We start from the raw sequence: 20,955 nt of genomic DNA, 5'->3' as shown, positions 1-20,955 counted from the left end.
TTTGTTTTATCCGTGTTCCATCCGTGGCCGAATCATCCCCATGCCTACCCTCCAGGCCCGCTCCCTCGGACGCCGATCCGCCGATTCCTGGCTCCTCCGCGGCGCCGACTTCGAGGTTTGCCCCGGTGACCGCGTCGCCCTTCTCGGCCCTTCGGGCGCGGGCAAGACCGTCTTCCTTCGAGCCCTCGCGCGGCTGGACCCAACGGACGAGGGGGAGGTCCTCTGGGACGGCCGACCCGTCCAGGGCGACACGATCCCTGCATTCCGTTCGGCGGTCCTCTATCTCCCCCAGCGGGCCGCCGTGTTCGAGGGGAACGTGGAGGACAACCTGAAGCTCCCGTACTCGCTCGGCGTCCATCGTGGGCGGCGATTCGACGAAGGCCGGATCCTCGGATGGCTCGAACTCCTGGGCCGAGACCCCACGTTCCTCGACAAGTCGCACCGCGACCTCTCGGGCGGCGAGGCCCAGGTCGTCGCCCTCCTCCGCGGGTTGCAACTCGACCCGATGGTCCTCCTGCTGGATGAACCGACGTCATCCCTCGACCGCGACTCGGCGGAGAGGGTCGAGGCCCTGCTGACCCGGTGGCTCCGGGCGAAAACCCAGGCCCGCTCGTTCGTCTGGGTCACCCACGACCCCGAGCAGGCTCTTCGAATCGCCAACCGAAGGCTCACGATGCGCTCGGGACGATTGACCGCCGATGCCTCGGGCTGAGGTCGCAAAGCCCCCGCGAATCATCATGACGCAGGGGCGAGCGATCGTTGCCGAGTGCCGGTCGTCGAACTTGCCTAAGTCCTCACGAGAGCGGATCGCGGCCCTCGAAGCCATGCAGAGGCGATGAAGTCTCGATAGATCCTTCGGCATGCGACGACCTGGGCAATCCGGGCGGACATATCCGGGATGGCACCACGTTTGCTTGCCTAGGCGACCAACCCCAATCGACGCCGTTCACACGCAAATGCATTTGCATATTTAATTGTGTCAAATTTTCAGCCTACCCTAGAAGTACCTTGCAACGCACATTCCTCCTAAACGAAGCAAAGCCAAACGACTTCCTGCAACCCAGGAAGCGAGGATCATCGATTCCCGTCGACCGCACGAGTCGGCGCCGATCTTCTCACAGAGGATCGGTTTCCCGGGAGTGAGCGGTACCGCCGAAGCACGGCGGTGTAGGCCGGAATCAAAGGGCACAAGATCGTCATCCTGCCCGGGCTGCCTGAAGCCCGGGTGGTGGCGGCGATCGTTCATTTGTCACAAGAGCGTCCCTACAATTCAAGATGCGAGTCATCAACTCGGCTTCAGCAAATCGATGAACTCGGTGGGCACCTTGCCGCCGCACACATTGATGACGGCCTGGCAACCTTTGCGGCCTTACTCCTGGCCGGGCGACCTGGTATACATCCTCCCGTGCACCGGGCATAGTCCCGGCGGGCGCAGGTCGACGAGGGTGTGGCCGTCGAAAACGAACGCGAGGACCTCGATCGTCGGCATCTCCTTCGCAGTGTCTTTCTCGATGAAGGGCAGTTCACCGGCCGACGAGTCATGATGTGGTCGGTGCATCGGAACGCGGAGCTTTCGGGATGAAGCCACCTTATCTGCAGCTTTCCTATTTCCAGGTCGGCTTCGCGGCGATGCTGATCCTGATCAACGGCGGGATCTCCCTGTCGCTAGGGTTAGGCCTGGGGCGCAGGCTCCTGGTCGCAGCCACGGCGACGGTCGTCCAGCTCATCCTGATCGGCCTGGTCCTCCAGTGGGTCTTCCGGCTCGACCGTTGGTACGCGGTCGTCGCGATCATGCTGGTGATGACCATGGTGGCCGGCTATGCCGGCGTCCGGCGGACCCAGTTGCGTTACCCTGGCGTCTGGCTCATCAGCCTGGTCTCGGTCTGGGCGAGCTCTTGGTTGATGGCCGGGATCGCCCTCCTCGCGCTCGTGCGGGTCGACCCCTGGTACTCGCCCCATTACGCGATCCCGCTCCTGGGGATGATCCTGGGCAATGCCCTGAACGGGATCTCGCTCGGGCTAGACCGGCTCGGCGGCGAGTTGTCGGCGCGTCGAGTCGAAGTCGAGGCCCTGCTCGCGCTGGGGGCAACCCGCTGGGAGGCGGCCCGGCGACCAATCCAGGAGTCGGTGCGGACGGGGATGATCCCGACCATCAATGCCATGATGGTCGTCGGCATCGTCAGCCTCCCGGGGATGATGACCGGGCAGTTGCTCGCGGGCGTCGCGCCGGTCGAGGCCGTCAAATATCAAATTGTCATCATGTTCCTGATCTCTTCCGGCACCGCGCTCGGGACCGTCGGCGTCGTCCTGCTCAGCTATCGCCGCCTCTTCAATGTCGACCACCAGTTCCTCTACCGCCGGATCGCCGAATCTCGTTCGGGGAGCTGATGGAGGGGAGCATGTTGGCCCCCTTGCGGGGACTTGACGTCGCCGGCCCTCTTGCGAGGCCGGAGCCTTGCGTGCGCGACGATCCTCCTCCGAAATAACTCGCGCGGCGAGTGCGAGGGTCCGACCGGTTTTCTTGTCAGATTCGGAAATGCGAATCATGGACTTCATCCGGCGCACGATCGACCTGGCGATGGCGAACGTCGAGCGAGGCGGGCGACCTTTCGCCTGCATCATCGTCAAGGATGGCGAGGTGCTGGCAGAGTGAGCAATCAGGTCGTGCAGACGCACGACCCCACGGCGCCTGCCGAGATCGGTGCAATCCGGGAAGCGTCGGCGAAGCTCCAGTCCGAAAACTTCGCCGGCTGCGACTTCTACATCCTCGCTCATCCGTGCCCGATGTGCCTGGCCGCCATGGATTACTGCAGCCCCGACCGCGTCGTCTTCATCACGACCCGCGAGGATTATTCCGCCTTCTACACGGACGACCGCAAGTATTTCGAGCTATCGAATTTCTACGACGAGTTCGGCAAGCCCTGGGACCGTCGCCGGATGCCCATGGTCCACGAGCCTCGCCCCGAGGGGATCGACGTGTACCGACGCTGGCGCGAGCGGGCCGACCGCCCTGAAGGGTCGTCGACGTCCTCGCCATCGGGGTGACACTGGGCCCGTCGAGGCCACCCTTCGACGCCTCGATCGGGGCCTTCCCGGACGTCCCGTAAGTCGCCACCGCGCCGACTTCGGGAAATCCACAAGTTTCGCGAAGGTTCAGAGTAATCCGCCTCCGGCCCGCAGACGATAGGATAAATACATTCCCACGGTCGTGATCGTTTTCAAGTGACATATCGCGGTCGCCGAGGGCGAGCCGATCCTCGGCCTGCATCGGCGTACGATTTCATTTCGACGGCCCCCGGCCAACACCCAAGTCTCCTCATACTGCATTCGCAGAGGAGCTCCCTTATGCGCTCGCGTCGACTCGGATTCACCCTGATCGAGTTGCTGGTCGTCGTGGCGATCATCGCCGTCCTGGCGTCGCTCCTGCTCCCCGCCGTCGAGGCGGCCAGGGCCGCGGCCGATCGGATCCAGTGCAGGAACAACCTCAAGTCGATCGGACTCGCGCTCCACCAATACCATTCGGCGCACAACACCTTCCCGTTGGGCAGCTCGAAGAGCCCGATGTTCGATGCGACGGATTACCGGGACTGGGGAGGCTGGAGCGCCCACGCGGCGTTACTCCCCTATCTCGAGCAATCCGCGATCTACAACGCGGCCAACTTCAATTGGACGCCGGGCGGGTGGACCGGAGGGAGACTCAACGTCTCGGTCCGGCTGATGACGATCCAGGCGTTCCTCTGCCCCTCCGACCCCAATTCGGGGGTGAACCACTCCAACAACTACTATGCTTGTACCGGCACGACGACCACCAAACTCTTCGCCAACGACCGTCTCGCGCCGACGGGCAGCTCGGGCCTGTTCACCCCCTGGATTTCCTACGGAATCGTCGACTGTCCCGATGGGACGTCCACGACCGTCGCATTCTCCGAGGCCATGACCGGCGACCTGTCGGGGGCGAGGATCGGCCCTCGCCTCGTCGTCACGGGTCTTCCCGACACCGGCCAGGGGATGGCCGACGCGCAGCAGAACCCCGACGCCGTCCTCTCGGCGCTCGCACTCTGCGCCCAGTCGTTCAAGGACGGCGGGACCGTCGATGAGCAAAAGGGGATGTACTGGGCCAACGGCGACACCAACCTCACGCTGTTCAACGCCGTGCAGACCCCCAACGACCGCCGCTTCCCGATCGGCGGCTGCCAGACGGCTTGCGCCGACTGCGGGCCGGATCTGGCGTTCTCGGCCGGCGCGACGAGCCATCATCCGGGCGGGGTCAACGTGATGATGGCCGACGGCAGCGTCCGGTTCGTCGGCGACACGATCGACCGCTTCACCTGGTGGCGGCTCGCGACCAGGGCCGGGAGCGAGGTCATCGGGAGCGAGTCCTACTGACACGACGCCGGCATCTCTCGCCCGCGCCCCATCCGGATCCATCGAGGAGGCACGATCATGCGATTCCCGATCCTGTTCTCGCGTGCGAGAGCGATCCCGTCGCCGGCACGGACGCCGATGGAGGCCTCGGGCGGCCGGCGTGCAGAAGCCGGGCCCCACCACGTCGGGCATGGCAACTCTCCGTGGTGGTGGGCCGCGCCGATCCTGGCGACTTCAACCCTGGTCTCCCCCGGATGCAATTCGAAGCCGGCGACGGGGACGATGATGACGGTCGACGCGTTCCGGATCGACGACCAGAAGCGGGAGGCGAGGGAACGGTATGACCGAAAACTCCGGGAGACGTCGCTGGCCTGGAATCGCCGCGAGCCCGGCGCAGGGGTGTCGGGTCGCCGGGTAACGGCGTCGATCGGCCGCGGCAATGGGCCTCGGCCGCAGCGCAGCTCCGGTGGACCGGCTCCTCGCGCGGTCTCCGCTCAGATGTCGCCGGCCGGCCAGGGGCCGAGTGGGGCGACTTCCACGACTTCCCCCTCGCGCCAGGGGCCGCTCCGGGCCGGCAGCAAGGCCAGCGCCTCGGCTCGAGAGAACCCGAGCAGGTCGTCCTTGCCGAGGTAATCGATCGGCGAGGCGAGCAGGCGACCATCCTTGATGGCGAGCGTGACGGGCACGGCCCAGCAGCGGTCGTCGGTCGGCCGGTGCGAGCCATCCCACGAGGCCGTCAGGGCAGGGGGGGCGACGGGCCCTCCCTGCAATCGAGCGAGCAGCGGCCCGACCAGCAGGGTCGTCACCGTCAGCGCAGCGATCGGGCTCGACGGCATGTGGAAGACGTGGTGGGCGACCCGCCCGTAAGAGTCGCGAACGACTCCGTAACCTAGCCGTTTGCCGGGATGCAGCGAGACGCCCGAGAACACGGGCTCGACGCCCGCGCGATCGAGTGCGCCCGAGATGACGCTCTCTTGCCCACCGAGGATGACGACCACCGGGGCGGTCAATGCTCGCGAGAGGGCGGAGTCGAGCTCCCCCTCGGGGACCGTCCCGAGGTCGTGGGCGGTGGCCCCCAGCCGAATGCAAGGGGCGACGACCGTCGGGCCGGCGGCGTTCCGTTCGCGGCCCATGACCGGGTCTTCGCCGGGATTGACCAGGTGATCGCCGACCGCGAAGACCGCGACCCGGGCCCTCCGATAACAGAGCGGGTGGACATACCCCTGCGAGGCCAGCAGGCCGACCATCGAGAGGCGGATCCTCGTCCCTGCCGGGGCGAGCTCGACGCCCGAACGGAGATAGAACCCGCGCGGGACGACGTTCTGGCCGGCCTCGAGCGGTCGGAGGACTTCCACAAGCTTGGGGGGGCCGAGTCCGGGCTCGGGCCGGCTGTCCTCGGTCCGGAGGACCGAGTCCGCCCCGATGGGCATCGGCTCGCCCAGATTAATCCGTGCGGCCTCCTCACGCTCGACCTCGAGGCCGTCGTCGCCCAGGAGGTCGACGTCGGGGCCGACGACGCGCAGGCGGGCGCTCGGCTGAGCATCGGTTGCGCGGAGTGCGTAGCCGTCGAGCGCCGCCCGGTCGAAGGGGGGCAGGTCGACGTCGGCGACGACGGGCTCGGCCAGGACCAGCCCGAGGGCCTCCGCCAACGACACCTGGATCGGCTCGCCCGGTTCGGCCAGATCAAGGATCCGCGCCCGCGCCTCGGCCAACGAAAGCATCAAATTCTTACCCCAATCCGACCAACAAACGTAACCGGGCCTTGGCACGCCCTCCCGGGCTCGTTTCGATTTGCATTGTATCGAGGGCCGGGGAACGGCCAAGCCCGATTGGCCGGGGCGGTTTCGGAGTTCTTTTTGACCATCCCGGCGGAATCATTGGTCTTGATCGACCCGATCGTCCGATTTCCTAGGTGTCATCGAACCCCGACAACCGCACCGAACGGTCGCGGGCCTCGGGGACGGGAAATGGAATGGATGCCCCGACGGCGGTCCTGGAGCGACCGCCGACGAACGCCAAGGAGGGTGGAAACGATGTGGTCCCCCCGCACGGGATCGTCGCGGAGGCCCCGAAGCCGCCGCTGGGCGGCCTGGGCTGCGCTGGCCGTCGGCTGGCTCTTGCCTTCGGCCGGCTGCCAGGTGGAGTACGCCGGCATGACGCTGCCTTCGGGCAAGTACATGCACGACGACGTCCAGTACTTCTCGCCAGGACCGGATTTCCCCTGGGCGAACACGCAGGCCGCAACGCAACGGGCCCGGATGCAGGCGATGGGCCTCGAGCCCACGGCCACCGGCCCGCTCGTCGCTCCGGTCCCGCCGGGAACCATCCCGGGGGTCCAGAACCAGTTGGGCCGTCCGACCGACGTGAACGGCCCGCTGAACGTGGTCCCGCCGCCGCCGGCCCCTGGCGGACCGGCCCCGGGCCCCGTGCCGGCGCCGCCGGGCCCGAACGAGGGCATAGTTCCGGGTGCGATCCCCGCGCCTGGAGCCGGAGTCCCCGCCGAGCCGACGAGCCCCTGATGTCAAACGTCCTTGGGACAACGGTCTGATCGGCGAGCCTCCTTCGGGACCGAAACGAGCGGCACCCCCCGCCGCTCGTCCAAATGCGAGAGAGGTCCCCCCCTCCGATCTCGCGACCTCGAAAGTCCTCGCCTTTCCGCCCGACGCCCGAACCTTCACGCGGCTCCGGCCTCTTTCCTCAACAGGAGAGAGATCGGCGCCGCGTGTGTGTTTGATGAGAGGCGACGGTTTTCCCGGGCCTCGCATCGCGCCTGCCCGGCCGGGTGAGCCCCAGGTCGGATTGTCCGCAGGCCCAGGTTTCGGCTTGAATGGCGGGGTTGTCGACGCACCCTCTCCCCTTCGCCAACCGGGTCGCACCCCCATGGAATCGACCGAAGAACTAGCGGTCCAAGCCGGTTACGCCCTCTGGGCCTCGAGCTACGACGACGACGGCAACCCCTTGATCGCCCTGGAAGGGCCCGCCGTCCAGGGCTATTTCGGCCCCTTGCAGGGATGCCGGGCCCTTGACCTCGGCTGCGGCACCGGGCGACATACCTCGGCCCTCGTCGAGGCGGGAGCCCACGTCTGGGCACTCGACCTGACCCCCGAGATGATCGCTCGTGCCCGCGAGAAGGTCGCGAGCAGGTCCGTGACCTGGATCCGGCACGCCTTGCCCGGACCTTTGCCTTTCCCGGAGTCGACCTTCGACCTCGCCGTCCTGGGCCTGGTCGCCGAGCACATCGACGACCTCGCGGCGCTTCTCTCCGGCACGGCACGGGTCCTGAAGCCCGGCGGCCGCATCATCCTCTCCGCGCTCCACCCCGATCGGACAGCCGAGGGCCAGCGTGCCCGCTTCATCGATGCGGAGACCGGCGAACGCCGACCGATTCTGACCTTCCACCGGACGATCGAAAACTACCTCGACACCGGCTCCGCCGCCGGCCTCCGGCTCGAGTCCGAGCGCACCTTGCGCGTCCCCGCCGCGCTCGGCGAGCAATACCCCAGGGCGCTCCGCTATATCGATCGCCCCCTCGGGTGGGTCGCCTGCTGGTCGAAACCCGTCTGATCAGCCGGGCACGTCGGCCCGGGCAAGGTGACGCTTGCCCCAAGGCCAGTTCACGAGCCTGGAGCGACGGCACCAATTTTGCTTCCAAATATCCTCTTGTATCCGCTGAAGAGTGGAGTTGAAGAGTGGAGTTTCTTGATAGATCATTTGTCCACATCATACTCGAGAAACACCGAAGCCTGAATGGGGGCGTCCCTGCCGTCGACACGCACGAGGCCGAGCCTTTGGCCGGCGTCGCGACGATCACGCTGCGGGGCCCTTTCCTACGACAATCACCCGCGCGGATTGCACCGACTCCGATTTCCGCGGGCTCGACCGAATGACGAGACGATCATGCTCCCTTACTACGCAGCGCACGTCACCCTGGGGATCTACGCCGTGCTCCTGGGAGCGGGCGGGATCATGGGCTTCGTCAAAGCCAGGAGCCGCCCGTCGCTGATCGCGGGTCTGATCAGCGCGGGAGCCGCGCTGGTCGCCCTGGGTCTGTCGGCGATGAAGGTCGCGATGGGGATTCCTCTCGGGATTCTCCTGGCGGTGCTCCTCTTCCTCTTCTTCGGCAATCGCTTCGCGAAGCGGAACCGCCAGTTCATGCCGAACGGCCTGATGGCCATCGTGAGTCTCTTCGTCCTCGGAATCCTGATCGCAGTCCGGCTGGATAACGACGTACCCACGCCTTGACCCACCGCCCTTTACCTCGTCTCGAGCGAACTCGTCAGCATCGTCCTCCGTATCAACTCGGAGCGAAGGCTGAAATTCGCCATCCCCCAACTCTCCTCGCTCCCCCGTCGACCGGTGAGACGCTCTACACGAGCCCCTGAAGTCTCGTCTGTGGTTTTTCGGCCCGACCGAAACCGGGCGAAGGTTTGGGGGTTTAAGATGAAGAGACGTGCTCGTGTGTCGAGGCGTGCGGACGGCCCCTTCTCGCGGTGTTCGGGCGGCAGGGAAAGGACGGCGGAGATGGCGCGAAGAGAACACGGAAACGGCGGGTGGCCCGGCCGCCCGCAGGTAGCGGCCCTGGCGATGCTGATGACGTTGGCCTTCGTGGTCGGGATCGGCCCGGTCAGCCGAGGGGCCGCCCCCGAGGACAAGGCCAAGTCGACGATCGAGAACCTCAAGGCGCTCAGCGACGCCGTCCGGAAAGAGAAGCCGGGCAAGAAAGCAAAAGCAGAAAGCCAGCCCTCCCCCAAACTTCCGGCACGGCCGGCCAAGGTCGTCTCGTCTCCCACGCTCACGCCCGAGGGGCTCGATACCCTGGTCGACCAGTACCTCGCGACGACCAAGGTGGCCCCTTCCTCGAAGACGACCGACGTCGAGTTCGTCCGCCGGATCTACCTCGACATCACCGGCAACCTGCCGACTCCCGAGCAAGCCCGTTCCTTCGTCCTGGCTCAGGACAAGAACAAGCGGGCCAAGCTCATCGACTCGTTGCTCGCCAGCGGCGACTATGCCCGCAACTGGGCTCGCTACTGGCGGGATGTGATCCGGTTCCGGGCGACCACCCAGAACGGCAACCGCGTCCTCTATAACTCGCTCGAGGACTGGCTTGCCGACCAGATCGCGAAGAATGCACCATGGGACGAGGTCGCCAAGGGCGTGATTACTGCCACGGGCCGCGACGACGAGAACGGGGCCGTCAACTTCGCCCTCGCCCACGAAACCCAGGCCGTGGAGGTCGCGGGCGAGGTCTCGCGGATTTTTCTCGGCGTCCAGATCCAGTGCGCCCAGTGCCACGACCACCCGTCCGACTCGTGGAAGCGTCAGCAGTTCCATGAGTTCGCCGCGTTCTTCGCCGGACTCCGCCGCAAGCAGGCCGTGAAGCCTTCCCCGGGCCAGCAAAGGGTCTTCGAGCTAATCGCCCAGGGCAAGCCGCGGTACACGATGCCCGACAAGCAAGACCCGCAGAAGCAGATCTTCGTCGCCCCCAAATTTTTCCTCGACGAGAAGGCCGAAGTTCTCCCGAACGGGCTGACCGCGCCCGAGCGGCTCGCCATGGCGGCCTCGTACGTCACGGGTCAGGATAACCCCTGGTTCGCCAAGGCCTTCGTCAATCGGATCTGGTACTCGCTGATGGGCGAAGGGTTCTACAGCCCGGTCGACGACCTAGGCCCCGAGCGGACCGCCAAGGCCCCCGAGGTGCTCGAAGCCCTGGCCTCCGACTTCCAGAAGGGGGGCTACGACGTCCGCTGGCTCTTCCGCACGATCTTGAATAGCCGGGCCTATCAGCGCGAGGTACGCTCGACCTACACCAGCACCGGACGAACCTCGTTCGCCTGCGTCGCCCCCAGCCGGCTCCGCTCCGACCAGATTCTCGATTCACTCACCCAGGCGCTGAACCTCCCGCTCGGGGGTCCGGCCAACAACGCCAAAGGCCAGGGCCCCGCCGCGAAGAAGAAGGACAACAACCAGGCCCTCGCGAAGGAGTTGATGGAGGCCGCGGGCAAGACCAAGGGCGCGAAGCGCAACAACGGCCCGCGGAACTCGTTCACCACGCTCTTCGGGGTCGACCCGTCCACGCCCAACGAGGATGTGCTCGGGACGATCCCGCAGTCCCTCTTCCTGATGAATAGCCCCCAGGTCAACAACGCGATCCGTGCGGACAAGAACAAAGTCCTGGGTCAGATCCTCACGTCGAATCCGGACAACCGGGCCGCACTCGGGGCACTCTACATCCGGGTACTCTCCCGAGAGCCAACCGCCCGAGAAATCCTGACCTGCGGCCGCTACATCGAGACGGTCGGCGACCGCCGGGAGGCCTTCGAGGACATCCTCTGGAGCCTGGTCAACTCCACCGAGTTCATCACCCGGCGCTGAGCAACTCCGCTCCTTGCGTCATCGAAATCCCCTCGGGGTGAGAGACCTCGCCGGACGGCTCCCCCCGGTCGTCCGGCGGGCCTCCCTCGCTGCGGGGCCTAAAGGCGGGGCACTCTTGCCCCGCGAAGTCCGCTCGGGACCGGGCCACGGTCGCGACACATTTGCTTTTCACGTCATTCGAGAAAGCGATGACCATGTTCGAGAAGTCGATCGTCAAGGTGGCGATGAACAGCGAGGGCGTGGTCCATCGCCGAGGGTTCCTGCGAGGCGTCGGGCTGGGCGCGGCGGGGTTGGCGGGGCTCAGCTTCACCGACCTGTTGGCGGTCCGCGCGGACGAGCTCCGCAAGCACAACATGGCCTGCATCCTCTTGTGGATGGGGGGCGGGCCGAGCCAGATGGAGACGTTCGACCCGAAGCCCGACCACAAGAACGGCGGCGGGACGAAGGTGATCGAGACCGCCGTGCCCGGCATCCAGATCGCCAGCGGTTGGGAGAAGACCGCGAAGGTGATGAACGAGATCGCCCTGATTCGTTCGATGTCGAACAAGGAAGGGAACCACGAACGGGCCACCTACCAATTGCACACGGGCTACCCGCCGACCGGGACGGTTAAGCACCCGAGCTTCGGCTGCGTCACGGCCAACGAGCTGGGCGACCCCAAGTTCGAGCTTCCGCACATCGTGAGCATCGGCGGCGGAACCGTCGGCGCAGGGATGCTCGGCGTCTCGCTCGAGCCGTTCGTCGTGCAGGACCCGACCAAGCCCCCCGCCAACGCCGTCCCTCCGGTAGGTGCCCAGCGATTCTCCCGACGGCTCGGCCTCATGCAGGCCCTCGAGCACGGCGCCTTCGAACGCACCGGCGGGGCCGACCGCGTCAAGGACCACACCGCGCTCTACCGACAGACCGCCGGAATGGTCCTCTCCCCTCGGATGCATGCCTTCGACCTCCAGGGCGAAGACCCGAAGCTCCGCGCCGCCTACGGCCAGACCCCGTTCGGCCAGGGGTGCCTGCTGGCCCGCCGGCTCGTCCAGGCCGGCGTGACCTTCGTCGAGGTCCGCTCCAACGGCTGGGACACGCACCAGGAAAATAACGACCGTGTCGCCAAGAACGCCGAGTCGGTCGACCCGGGCTTCGCCACCCTCATCTCCGACCTCAAGAATCGCGGGATGCTCGAGAAGACCCTGGTGATCTGGATGGGCGAGTTCGGCCGCACGCCCAAGATCAACGCGAACGCGGGCCGCGACCACTTCCCACGCGTCTTCAACGTCGCCCTCGCCGGCGGCGGGGTCAAGGGAGGCCAGGTCATCGGGACCTCGAGCCCGGACGGCTCTGAGGTGAAGGACAACCCCGTCGTCGTCAACGACCTCCTGCGCAGCTTCTGCCACTCCCTGAAGATCGACCCCGCCAAGGAAAACATGAGCCCCCTCGGCCGGCCGATCAAGATCGTCGACGGCGGCAAAGTCGTAAAAGAGCTTTTCGCTTGAGCAACTGTGCCGAAGACCGGTTTCCTCTGCGAAGCCGGGTTGGCTCATGGGGCGAGATCGGTACCTAAGTCCTCCCGTAGGGTGGGCATCGCCCACCCTACAACTGAGCCCAGAACACATAAACAGTTTTTCAAATCTATATTTGAGCGCCACGAGTTCCATCTTCGGACCCGTGCGGAACAGACTTGGCTTTACGGATCGCTCCGGAGTACCGCGAGCTTGGGGTCGGTCGCGACCTGGTAGCTCGTCTCGCGCCGAACGGTCTTCCCCCGCGCATCCCTCATTGAGAGGATCACGGGGACGTCCTTGAATGGCAGGAGCGGGGCGTCGGGTTCCTCGAGCTCGTATTCGACGAGCCGAAGCCCGGCCGCGAGGTCATCATCGACGAACCGGATCGGCGGATCGCGGCGGGCGAGCGAACGTGCCTCGCCCTTCTTCCATGCGTCGAGCGCCGCGACGAGGGCGTCCTTCGCCCGGTCGGAGTCGTGCCGGATCTCGACCTTCGGCGTCGCCTCGCCCGAACACCCGGACGCCAGGCCGATCACGATCAGCGTTCGGGCGAGCCTCGAAGTCTTTACACTCCCCATCGTGATTGAGACGGCACTCCCTCCCACGGCCTTCGCGATTACGTCTCCGATCGGACGCAGCCTCATGCTACGACGACCGTCGTGGCGTTCGCAACCTGCCGTAGGAAGCATTTCGGGACCGGCTCATCGGAGAAAGTAGAACGGTGAGGGTTCACCACAAAGGCACAAAGGACACGAAGCCAACCAATACACAAACACACTTTCAATGCTTTCTTTGTGCCCTTTGTGCCTTTGTGGCGAACCCTCCCCGCCCTCGCTTAGAACGAATCCCCGCTGACAACGTCCCCACCCGCCCGGGTTGCGAGGGCCCGCCAGGTGCTGAGGCTGATCGTGTCCTTGGCGAACTGGACGTGGCCGTCGCAGAATAGGATATTCACGCCGCCGGGGTGGTTGCTCCGCGCCGCCTTGATGGCGGGGTCGTGGGGGGGGCTGGACTGCCAGCAGTCGTAAGTCTTCGAATTCGGCGTCAGGTAGTGGTTATAGAGCGAGCTGCGGTAGTCGCCGTCCCACCAGGCGTAGCCCTTGTCGAGCCGCCAGCCGGCGATCATGCTGTTGCAGGCGTTGATGGGATCGTCGGGCAGGGGGGTCGTCGCGACGTACACCGCGCCACGGCGGACGTCCTGCGGTTGGCCCGAGGCCCCGGCAATCGTCGTCGTGGTGCCGGACGCCGGACCGATGAGCTGTTCCGAGCCGGCCACCGTGCCGCTCGACCCGTCGGTCAACGAGGCGATCGACTGCGGCGGCCCCAGGATGAACGCCCCGTTCGCCTGCACGGCGCCGTTGTTCGGGTTGCCGGCGTCGCCGACGTGACCCGTACCGGGGGCGCCGTCGCCGGTGGAGAAGTGATAGTTGCTCGGGCCGAAGGTGTTCGTGCCGTCGGGCAAGGTCACCTGGGCCGTCGCGCCGTCGCTCGGGCACAGGAAGAAATTGACCTTGGTCGCCATCGCCGTCGTATTCACGAGGAAGGGCTTCCACGCCGGGAACCCGGCGAAAGGCCCCGAGGCGGCCGGGCCGGGGGCGATCGGCCAGTTGAAGTTCACGGCGTTATAAACGGCCGCCTGCTCCATGAACGGAGACAACTGCGCCAGGACCGACCAGCGCCAGTGCAGGTCCGGGATCCCCTGGGCGTTCGTCCCGCCAGGGCTCGGCTTGGGGAACAGGAACCCCACCGGGAAGCCGTTGGTGGAGGAGTGGTAATTCTGCATGGCGAGGCCGATTTGCTTCAGGTTGTTGGTGCATTGGATCCGCCTCGCGGCCTCGCGTGCGGCCTGCACGGCGGGGAGGAGCAGGGCGATCAGCACGGCGATGATCGCGATCACCACCAACAACTCGATCAGTGTGAACGCACGTCGGCGCGTCATCGAAGGAAACTCCCGGAATGGAGTGAGCTCGCTCGTTCTGTGAGGAGGCATCGTTCGACGGCCCGAGGGCCGTGGTCGATGCCACGGGGGGGTTATTCAGAGGCGGGTTCACACGACGAGGCCACGCTCTCAAACCTTCGGACGCGCATCGAGGCAGGGAGGCTTGACCAGGATCAAGCGTTCGACATGCGGACTGGCCGCAGTTCCCTCGCGTCCGGGACATAGCCCGGCGCATCGGGATGGCGAAACGCATCTGATCGCGACGTCGGTGGCAGGAGCGAGAGCCTGGAATCAGGCGAAGGCGGGGGTTTCCGGGGGATCATCCAGGCGGAAAGCCCGACGGGGTGGGAGTGGGCTCGGCGAGATGTCGGCAAAGGCCGGGCCCGAAACCACTGGCTCCAGGGCCAGGCTCGTCGCCAGCGCGGCCAACTTGCCGATCGGGGCGACCGTCGAGGCCGTCGGGAACGCCGAGTCTCCGCAAGGCGCGGAGCCCACGCAGGGGTTCGTCGGCAGTTCCGACGCCACCTTTTCCAAGGGCCGGGGGCCCTTCGGCGCCGAGGAGCCCTTTCGACCGCAGCAGCACGACGGCCCCCGACATCGCGACTTACACTTGCACGCATTCTCGTGCGAATCCGCGTCGACGGCGCCCAACGATGACACCGACGTCGCGAAGGCAGGCCCCCCCGAGATCAGGCCGATGATCATGCACACGACGGCGAGCGAGCGCCCGCGTCGCGCGTGATCGGCGTGTTGACCTCGGACGACGGTTCTCAAAGGCGGCCGTCTCTCGCAAAAGGGCAGGGGGGGGTAGGGATTGTCCGGTCGCCGCTCAAGTCTCTTAGGCCCCACCGCCCCTGTCAAGAGGCTGCCCTTGCAACTCGACAACCTCATACGAGGCACATCGCTTCTTCCAAGCCTATCCTTGGATCCGGGACGACGACCCCGAAAACTTCCTGAACGCGGTCAAGGTTCGAGTGGCCTCTCTTCAATACACGAGCCCGAAGCGCGAGCGAGCGAACCCTCTTCGATTTCTCACATAAAGATTTACTAGGATTCGCATCGGACGTGCAAACGATTACACCGCAAAATCCATATACAATATTTTTGTTCAGCAATTAATAGGAAGCAGCCCACCGGCATTCCGGGAGGCTCCGTGTACAATACCGCCGCTACTCAGACAGCTCGCTCGTCGGTGCAAACCTCAAGCCTTCGCCGGTCCGCACCCGGACCCCGAAGGCATCTTCAAGGGCCGGCCCGTGAATCACCGAAGGAGTCGGCCCTTCGGCGACCTTCCGACCCTCGCTCAACAGGAGGGCGTGGGGGAAGAACTCGAGGGCAGGGCGGAGGTCGTGGAGGGCGGCGAGGATCGTGTGACCGTCGCGATGCAGCTCGGCCAGGAGGTTGAGGAGCTCCATCTGTCGGCCGATGTCCAGGGCCGTAAGCGGCTCGTCCAGGAGTAGGATTGGGGCCTCCTGCGCGAGGGCCCTGGCGAGGAAAACCCGCTGGCGTTCGCCCCCGGAGAGGGTCGGCAGTGTCCGGCGCCTCATCGGTGTCAGGCCGACTCGTGCGATTGCCCAGTCGACCCGCTCGTGGTCGATCGCCGACAACCGTCCCCACGTCCCGACGTGGGGGAAACGGCCGAGAGTGACCACATCCTCCACGCGGAGCTCGAACCCGCTGGCCGTCAACTGGGGCAGATAAGCGCACGACCGGGCGATCGCCGACCGGGAGAGGTCGCGAAGTCGGAGCTCGCCGAGCGAGACTTCGCCCGAGCTCGGGGCGATCAGACCCGCCAGGACGCGGATCAACGTCGTCTTGCCCGCCCCGTTCGGACCGAGCAGGACGCTCATCGACCCCGGGTTCAAGGCCAACGAGACGTCGTCGAGGAGCGTGCGACTCCCGACCCGGACCGCGACCCCTTCGGCCTTCAGCGAGGGCGACACAATCATGGCCGGTCGCCTCCCGTCTTCCTCAAGAGGACCAGGAACGTCGGCCCTCCCAGGAACGCTGTGAGGATGCCCAGGTGCAGAGCGACCCTCCCCGAGAGCGCCCGCGAGAGGAGCTCGCACGACGTCAAGAACGCGGCGCCTCCCGCCAGACACCCCGGCAGGAGGTGGAGCATCCTCGGCCCGGTGAGCCGCCGGACGAGGTGCGGGACCATCAGGCCGACGAAGCCGATCGTCCCGCCGACCGCCGTGGCCGCCCCCGTCGCGAGCGCCGTGAGGACCAGGATCCAGATCCGCGTCGCCGCCACCGGCACCCCGACGGCTAAGGCTTGCTCCTCGCCGAGCAGGAGCGCATCGAGTCGACGGTGCAGGACCAGGAGCCCGGCGAGGCCCGCCGAGACCGGGGGGAGGGCGATCCAGAGATGTTCCCACGTCTGGTTACGGACCCCGCCGACGAGCCAGAAGAGGAGCTCCTGGACCCGGTGCTCCCTCGTGATGACCATCACGAGCGAGACGCCGGCAACGGTCATGCTCCCGACCGCGACGCCGGTCAGCAGCAGCGTGGCGGCGGAAGGGCGTCCCCCCAGGTAAGTCAAAGAGTAAACCAGGAGCGAGGCCACGAGGCCTCCGGAGAATGCGCACGCCGGCATCGACAGGAAAACCGTCTCCGCCAGCCCGCAATGGATCGCGAGAACCGCCCCCAGCGCGGCACCGCCGCTGACCCCGAGGACTCCTGGATCGGCCAGCGGGTTCTCGAACGTCGCCTGGAGCGCGGCGCCGGAGCAGGAGAGGGCCGCCCCGATCAGGCCGAGTAAGAGAACTTGGGGCAGCCGCACGTGCAGGACCAGGAACCGTTCATTCGCCGGGACCGAGTCATCGGACCCCAGCCCCGAGGCCCCCGCCAGGATCTGGGCGACGTGTCCGGGGGGGAGGGAAACCGTACCCCAGACGGTGCCCCAGGCCGCCAGCCCGAGGTAGGCCGCGAACAGCATCCCCGTAATCGCGGCCGGGCGCGTCATGGCGAGCCCTTGGCGCCGAAACGCCCGGGATGGAGTCGTGCCGCGAGCCGCTCGGCCCCCGCGATCACGTGCGTGGAGATGCTCGTGAGGAACCGCCCCTCGACATCGATCACCCGCCCCTCGCGGACGGCCCTCAAATGGCGGAGGATCGGGTGCATGGCGACCTGGCTCTGCCGCTCGTCCTCTTTCCAGCGCGAGAGGAGGATGACGTCAGGATCGGCGGCCACAACCTTCTCGGGCGAGATCTCCGCCGACCCGTCCAGTTCCAACTCCTCGGCGACGTTCCGCCCCCCGGCCTCGCGGATGATGTCGTCGATCGTGGTCCGACTCCCTGACGTGAATCCGGCGGACCAGTAGAGGACACGAGGACGATCCGTCACCCCCCGGATCCGATCGGCCAGCCGCCGACGACGAGCCTCCATGCGCTCGACCACGGCCTTGGCCCGGCCAGGCTCGCCCACCCGCTCTCCGAGGGTTTGCACCCCGGCCTCGATTTCGTCGATGCTGTGGAGCGCGTCGTTCCGGAAGACCGGCATCTTCGACCGCTCGAGCAAGCTGAGGAAGTCGGCCGTGTTATAGGGCGCGACGCAGACGAGGTCGGGCGCCAGCGTCACGATCGGCTCGAGGTCGTTCCCTCGGAGCCTGGGGATGCCCTTGGGGTAGACGCCCGCGACATTCGAGATCTCCGGATCATCGGCGAGCGTGGTCACCGCCACCACCCGCTCCTTCGGCACGATCTCCGCGAGGATCTCGTCCGTCGCCAACGTCAGTGAGACGATCCGCACCGGCTTCGTCACTCGAGGAGCCGGCCCCGGCGACGGGGCGCACCCGACCCAGCCGACCACAAGGCAGGCCAAAGCCAAGGACCCACGACATCTCGCTCGATAGGGGACAAAGCCGGGGAGACCGGAGGAGGGGTATTGAGTCATCTGAGGAAGCAAACCTTCCGCCGAGCCGGGCACGCAACGAGAGGCGGCTTCAGCCCTCCGGCATCCGGTTCGTTGCAGAGGATCTGCGAGCGACCCGCCCGGATGCTCTTGGCCGAAGCATCGGAACAGCAGCTCGACGGGCAGGTCTTCTGGCTCTCGGCTCGTAACGGCTCCCGGACGGCCTTCCCGCGATTTGTTCTCGCAGTGGCACTCGTCGCCCGGAGGTCTGGCCGATCACAGCGGCGGCCCCGCGACGGATTCACACCGTCTTCCCTATTCTCCCCCCAGGCTTCGGAGATGAGCCGAGGAGGCACCTGTCGAGGAATACGGATTAGACCCGGCCCATCGTGCGGGTGTCAAGCTGCGGCGACTCTCCGCGCGGCGGCAACGGCAAGTTCGACAAGAATTCGCGGTGTGCCCTTTCCTGGCCCCCCGACTCGAGGTCGGGCTCTCCGAGTGGCCCGGCTTTTGGAGGTAGCACGGGTCTTGGGCCTTATGTCGATCCGGCCGGTTTTACGCAAGACTCCGGGCGGGACAGGCCGATGATGGGGATATGGATCGGGAGGGTCGTGTCACTGGCGCGGCCCGTCCGTCGTCGTCCCTCGGGGGGGATGGCCGACGACTCCAGGATCTGTCTGTGGGCCGGGAGCGGCCCGAGGTCTTCCATCCCGAAGTTCCCGAGGGAACTCGGTTCGTTTTGGGAAAGGAGTTCCCATGCACTGCCTCCGTCGCATCGGCCTGGCGATGAGCGTCCTGGCCCTGTCGGTCCCGGCCACGACCCGGGCCGACTCGAACGTTCCATCAGGCTCCACGAACCCGAACATGGCGAAGCCGGCGAGCGGCCACAAGCATCGCCGGAACGTGTTCGGCCGGGAGATCCTCTGCACCGATTGCCAGCGTGCGAAGCTCGCCGGCGAAGGCGTCGTGATCCCGCCGCCCCCGCCGACGGGCCCGAATGGGGTCTACGTGAAAGGCTCCTGCCCGTCTTGCGAGGCGGAGGCCGCCGCAATGGGGGGCGTGGTGACCTCCTATGGCACGCAGGGGGGTGAGGCCCCGGGCCATGCCGTGGCCGGTGGCGCCATGCCGATGGACGCCTCCCAGGCGCCCGGCTACGCCAGCACCGGCGGCGGCCCCACGGCCGATCCCACGCCCATCGGCGTCGTCCAGCCCCGTCGAGGCGCCCAAGCGGCCGGCCGAATGGCCATGAGGTCGTCGGATAGCGCCGTCCGTCAGTCGGCCCTGCCGGCCCCCGAGCCGATCCCGGGCGGCGGCTCCGGCCGGCCCCACGTCATCAGCCACCTCTTCGGCTTCGCCGCCATCGGCCGCGACGCCCGCGACGCCCGCGAAAAGAAGACCCGCGAGACCCACGCCCAGATCCGCTACGACGAGGCTCCCCAGAAGGTCAACGAGCTCCCCTCCTCGATGGTCTACGGCCCCGGCGGCCGCTGAGACATCGAATCTCGCGAGACCCGCGCCCGGCAGGGCGCGGGCCTCTCGACACATATCAAGAACGCAGCGAGAGCGGACGGGCCCAACGTCAAATCGACGTTCGGCCCGTCCGCGCTTGCGCCGAAATCCGGTTTCGCTCCAGTGAGAGGGGCGGACCGGCCGATGCACTATGGCAAGGTCATACCGGACCGTGCCGTCACCCCGAGTCGGAGGTGGCGGCGGCCCCTCAAGCCGTTCCTCGCAGCCCCGCCGCATGGCGGTCGCTCGAGGCTCGGGCGTCTAGGGTAAGGTCCCGGTCATGGGCCTCGCTTGTCGGCAGGATCCGCGCGTAGGAAGGCGCGGGGCGCTGCCGCCGCTCGCTTGTTTCCGGACACTCCAGGAGGGATACCCCGATACGATGTAAAGGGATTGATCATGCGTTTCGGAAATCGGCGGGTGTTCGTGCTCGCGCTCGTGTTGACGTCGGCCGCGCTGGTCGGAACGGCCAAGGCGGATTTGTTCCATCACGAGTTCGAGCGTGAGGTCGAAGCCATCGACATCAATACCGGTGGCCCGTTCTACGCCCCGCCCGTCCCCTACGGCCACTACGCCAAGGACAAGGGCAAGCTCTGCGGGCTCCTCCACGGCGGTGCATGTGGCCTAGGCGTCTTCGGCTGCGGACTCGGCGGTTTCGGCAAGGGCGGATGTGGCCTCGGAGGCTGCGGCCTCGGCGATCATGGGTGCGGCAAGGCTGGCTGCGGACTCGGCGGCCTCGGCGGCCTCGGGTGTGGCAAGGCTGGCTGCGGCGACCCCTGCATGGCGTGCGGCAACTCCCCCAAGGGGTGCGGCTTCTGCCAGGGCAAGCGTTCGCTCCACAAGCTCTGCGGCGACCCGAAGGCCTGCGGGCCGGTCGTCGGCAAGGCGATCATCGGCGGCCCGGTCGTCGCGACCGAACAGTCGTCCGTCATCGCTTCGCCCCAGACGTCCTGCTCCGAGCCCGGCTGCTCCTTGAAGCCCAGCCATGCCCACCGCCGTGGGCTCGGCTGCAACCGTTGTGCGGGCCAAGGGTGCGGCACCTGCCAGGATCCCGGCCTCACCTCGGGCTCCCTCTGCGGCGATTGCCACGGCAGCGGCTGCGGCAAGTGCGGCGGACTGGGCGGACTCTTCGGCGGCGGACACGGTAAGGGTTGCTCGGCCTGCGGTGGCCGCGGCTGCAAGCTCTGCCTCGGCTCGCCGATCCACAGCCTGATCGCCAAGGTCCTCCACAAGGGCAATATCAAGTACTTCGTCGGTCCAGGCGGCCCCGTGCCGATCACCCCGGGCTATGTCCCGTACGTGATCACGACCCGCTCGCCCCGCGACTACTTCGCCTTCCCTCCGTTCGTCGACAACCAGCCCTGATCCGACGACGGGGGTACGGAAAACGCCAAATCGCGAGAGGCCCGGCTCACAAAGCCGGGC

17 protein-coding genes, 1 pseudogene and 1 riboswitch are annotated in these 20,955 nt (G+C 66.8%); of the genes and pseudogenes, 12 read left to right on the top strand and 6 right to left on the bottom strand.

Annotated features, from left to right (window positions below; genetic code table 11):
- Positions 1 to 40 precede the first annotated feature (40 nt).
- From ACYOEI_RS37480 to ACYOEI_RS37465, 4 genes and pseudogenes are all read left to right on the top strand, one after another.
- Positions 41 to 712 (top strand): ABC transporter ATP-binding protein, encoded by a 672-nt coding sequence (locus ACYOEI_RS37480; RefSeq protein ID WP_462855560.1) that lies wholly within the window; start codon positions 41 to 43, stop codon positions 710 to 712.
- A gap of 866 nt (positions 713 to 1,578) precedes the next feature.
- A complete protein-coding gene (locus ACYOEI_RS37475) occupies positions 1,579 to 2,388 on the top strand; it encodes an ABC transporter permease (protein ID WP_462855559.1) in 810 nt (269 codons plus the stop codon).
- 157 nt (positions 2,389 to 2,545) lie between these two features.
- Positions 2,546 to 3,045: pseudogene (locus ACYOEI_RS37470) on the top strand (nucleoside deaminase).
- A gap of 300 nt (positions 3,046 to 3,345) precedes the next feature.
- Positions 3,346 to 4,386 (top strand): DUF1559 domain-containing protein, encoded by a 1,041-nt coding sequence (locus tag ACYOEI_RS37465; RefSeq protein ID WP_462855558.1) that lies wholly within the window; start codon positions 3,346 to 3,348, stop codon positions 4,384 to 4,386.
- A gap of 473 nt (positions 4,387 to 4,859) precedes the next feature.
- Here the strand turns inward: ACYOEI_RS37465 and ACYOEI_RS37460 are convergent, their stop codons facing one another.
- Positions 4,860 to 6,086 (bottom strand): molybdopterin molybdotransferase MoeA, encoded by a 1,227-nt coding sequence (locus ACYOEI_RS37460; RefSeq protein ID WP_462855557.1) that lies wholly within the window; start codon positions 6,084 to 6,086, stop codon positions 4,860 to 4,862.
- Between the two features lie 312 nt (positions 6,087 to 6,398).
- Here ACYOEI_RS37460 and ACYOEI_RS37455 point away from each other — a divergent pair, with 312 nt between their 5' ends.
- The 5 genes from ACYOEI_RS37455 (at position 6,399) to ACYOEI_RS37435 (ending at position 12,224) form a co-directional block, all read left to right on the top strand.
- The gene (locus ACYOEI_RS37455) at positions 6,399 to 6,884 is read left to right on the top strand and encodes a hypothetical protein (protein ID WP_462855555.1); all 486 of its coding nucleotides are present in this window, start codon (positions 6,399 to 6,401) and stop codon (positions 6,882 to 6,884) included.
- Positions 6,885 to 7,245: 361 nt separating this feature from the next.
- Positions 7,246 to 7,929 carry a class I SAM-dependent methyltransferase gene (locus ACYOEI_RS37450; RefSeq protein WP_462855554.1) on the top strand — a complete coding sequence of 228 codons (684 nt, stop codon included), beginning with the start codon at positions 7,246 to 7,248 and terminating at the stop codon, positions 7,927 to 7,929.
- 333 nt (positions 7,930 to 8,262) lie between these two features.
- Positions 8,263 to 8,607 (top strand): TMEM14 family protein, encoded by a 345-nt coding sequence (locus tag ACYOEI_RS37445; RefSeq protein WP_462855553.1) that lies wholly within the window; start codon positions 8,263 to 8,265, stop codon positions 8,605 to 8,607.
- A gap of 279 nt (positions 8,608 to 8,886) precedes the next feature.
- Positions 8,887 to 10,740, top strand: coding sequence for a DUF1549 domain-containing protein (locus ACYOEI_RS37440; RefSeq protein WP_462855551.1), 1,854 nt, complete (start codon positions 8,887 to 8,889; stop codon positions 10,738 to 10,740).
- A 188-nt stretch (positions 10,741 to 10,928) separates the two neighbouring features.
- Positions 10,929 to 12,224: a DUF1501 domain-containing protein gene (locus ACYOEI_RS37435; protein WP_462855549.1), complete on the top strand. Its 1,296-nt coding sequence runs from the start codon at positions 10,929 to 10,931 to the stop codon at positions 12,222 to 12,224.
- A gap of 191 nt (positions 12,225 to 12,415) precedes the next feature.
- Here the strand turns inward: ACYOEI_RS37435 and ACYOEI_RS37430 are convergent, their stop codons facing one another.
- Positions 12,416 to 12,877, bottom strand: coding sequence for a hypothetical protein (locus ACYOEI_RS37430; RefSeq protein WP_462855547.1), 462 nt, complete (start codon positions 12,875 to 12,877; stop codon positions 12,416 to 12,418).
- Between the two features lie 191 nt (positions 12,878 to 13,068).
- Complete coding sequence (locus ACYOEI_RS37425; RefSeq protein ID WP_462855546.1) at positions 13,069 to 14,172, bottom strand: DUF1559 family PulG-like putative transporter; 1,104 nt, start codon at positions 14,170 to 14,172, stop codon at positions 13,069 to 13,071.
- Between the two features lie 364 nt (positions 14,173 to 14,536).
- Here ACYOEI_RS37425 and ACYOEI_RS37420 point away from each other — a divergent pair, with 364 nt between their 5' ends.
- Positions 14,537 to 14,914 (top strand): hypothetical protein, encoded by a 378-nt coding sequence (locus ACYOEI_RS37420; protein WP_462855544.1) that lies wholly within the window; start codon positions 14,537 to 14,539, stop codon positions 14,912 to 14,914.
- 427 nt (positions 14,915 to 15,341) lie between these two features.
- On the opposite strand, the gene ACYOEI_RS37415 is transcribed toward ACYOEI_RS37420, so the two are convergent.
- Genes ACYOEI_RS37415 through ACYOEI_RS37405 form a run of 3 tightly spaced genes read right to left on the bottom strand, consistent with a single transcriptional unit; the run spans position 15,342 to position 18,000 of the window.
- On the bottom strand, positions 15,342 to 16,121 hold the full coding sequence (locus ACYOEI_RS37415) for an ABC transporter ATP-binding protein (RefSeq protein WP_462855543.1): 780 nt from the start codon (positions 16,119 to 16,121) through the stop codon (positions 15,342 to 15,344).
- On the bottom strand, positions 16,118 to 17,137 hold the full coding sequence (locus ACYOEI_RS37410) for a FecCD family ABC transporter permease (protein WP_462855541.1): 1,020 nt from the start codon (positions 17,135 to 17,137) through the stop codon (positions 16,118 to 16,120). Before ACYOEI_RS37410 ends, ACYOEI_RS37415 begins: the two co-directional genes overlap by 4 nt.
- Complete coding sequence (locus tag ACYOEI_RS37405; RefSeq protein ID WP_462855540.1) at positions 17,134 to 18,000, bottom strand: ABC transporter substrate-binding protein; 867 nt, start codon at positions 17,998 to 18,000, stop codon at positions 17,134 to 17,136. Before ACYOEI_RS37405 ends, ACYOEI_RS37410 begins: the two co-directional genes overlap by 4 nt.
- Positions 18,001 to 18,188: 188 nt before the next feature.
- Positions 18,189 to 18,399: riboswitch (cobalamin riboswitch) on the bottom strand.
- Positions 18,400 to 18,780: 381 nt separating this feature from the next.
- Between ACYOEI_RS37405 and ACYOEI_RS37400 the strand changes: the two genes are divergently transcribed.
- Together ACYOEI_RS37400 and ACYOEI_RS37395 are read left to right on the top strand one after the other, a co-directional pair.
- Positions 18,781 to 19,515: a hypothetical protein gene (locus ACYOEI_RS37400; RefSeq protein WP_462855539.1), complete on the top strand. Its 735-nt coding sequence runs from the start codon at positions 18,781 to 18,783 to the stop codon at positions 19,513 to 19,515.
- 414 nt (positions 19,516 to 19,929) lie between these two features.
- Entirely contained in the window at positions 19,930 to 20,895 is a 966-nt protein-coding gene (locus ACYOEI_RS37395) for a hypothetical protein (RefSeq protein WP_462855538.1), read from the top strand.
- The last annotated feature ends 60 nt before the right edge of the window (positions 20,896 to 20,955 follow it).

The sequence above is a fragment of the Singulisphaera rosea genome, assembly GCF_054877945.1.
This window is presented reverse-complemented; position numbering and strand designations above follow the sequence as displayed.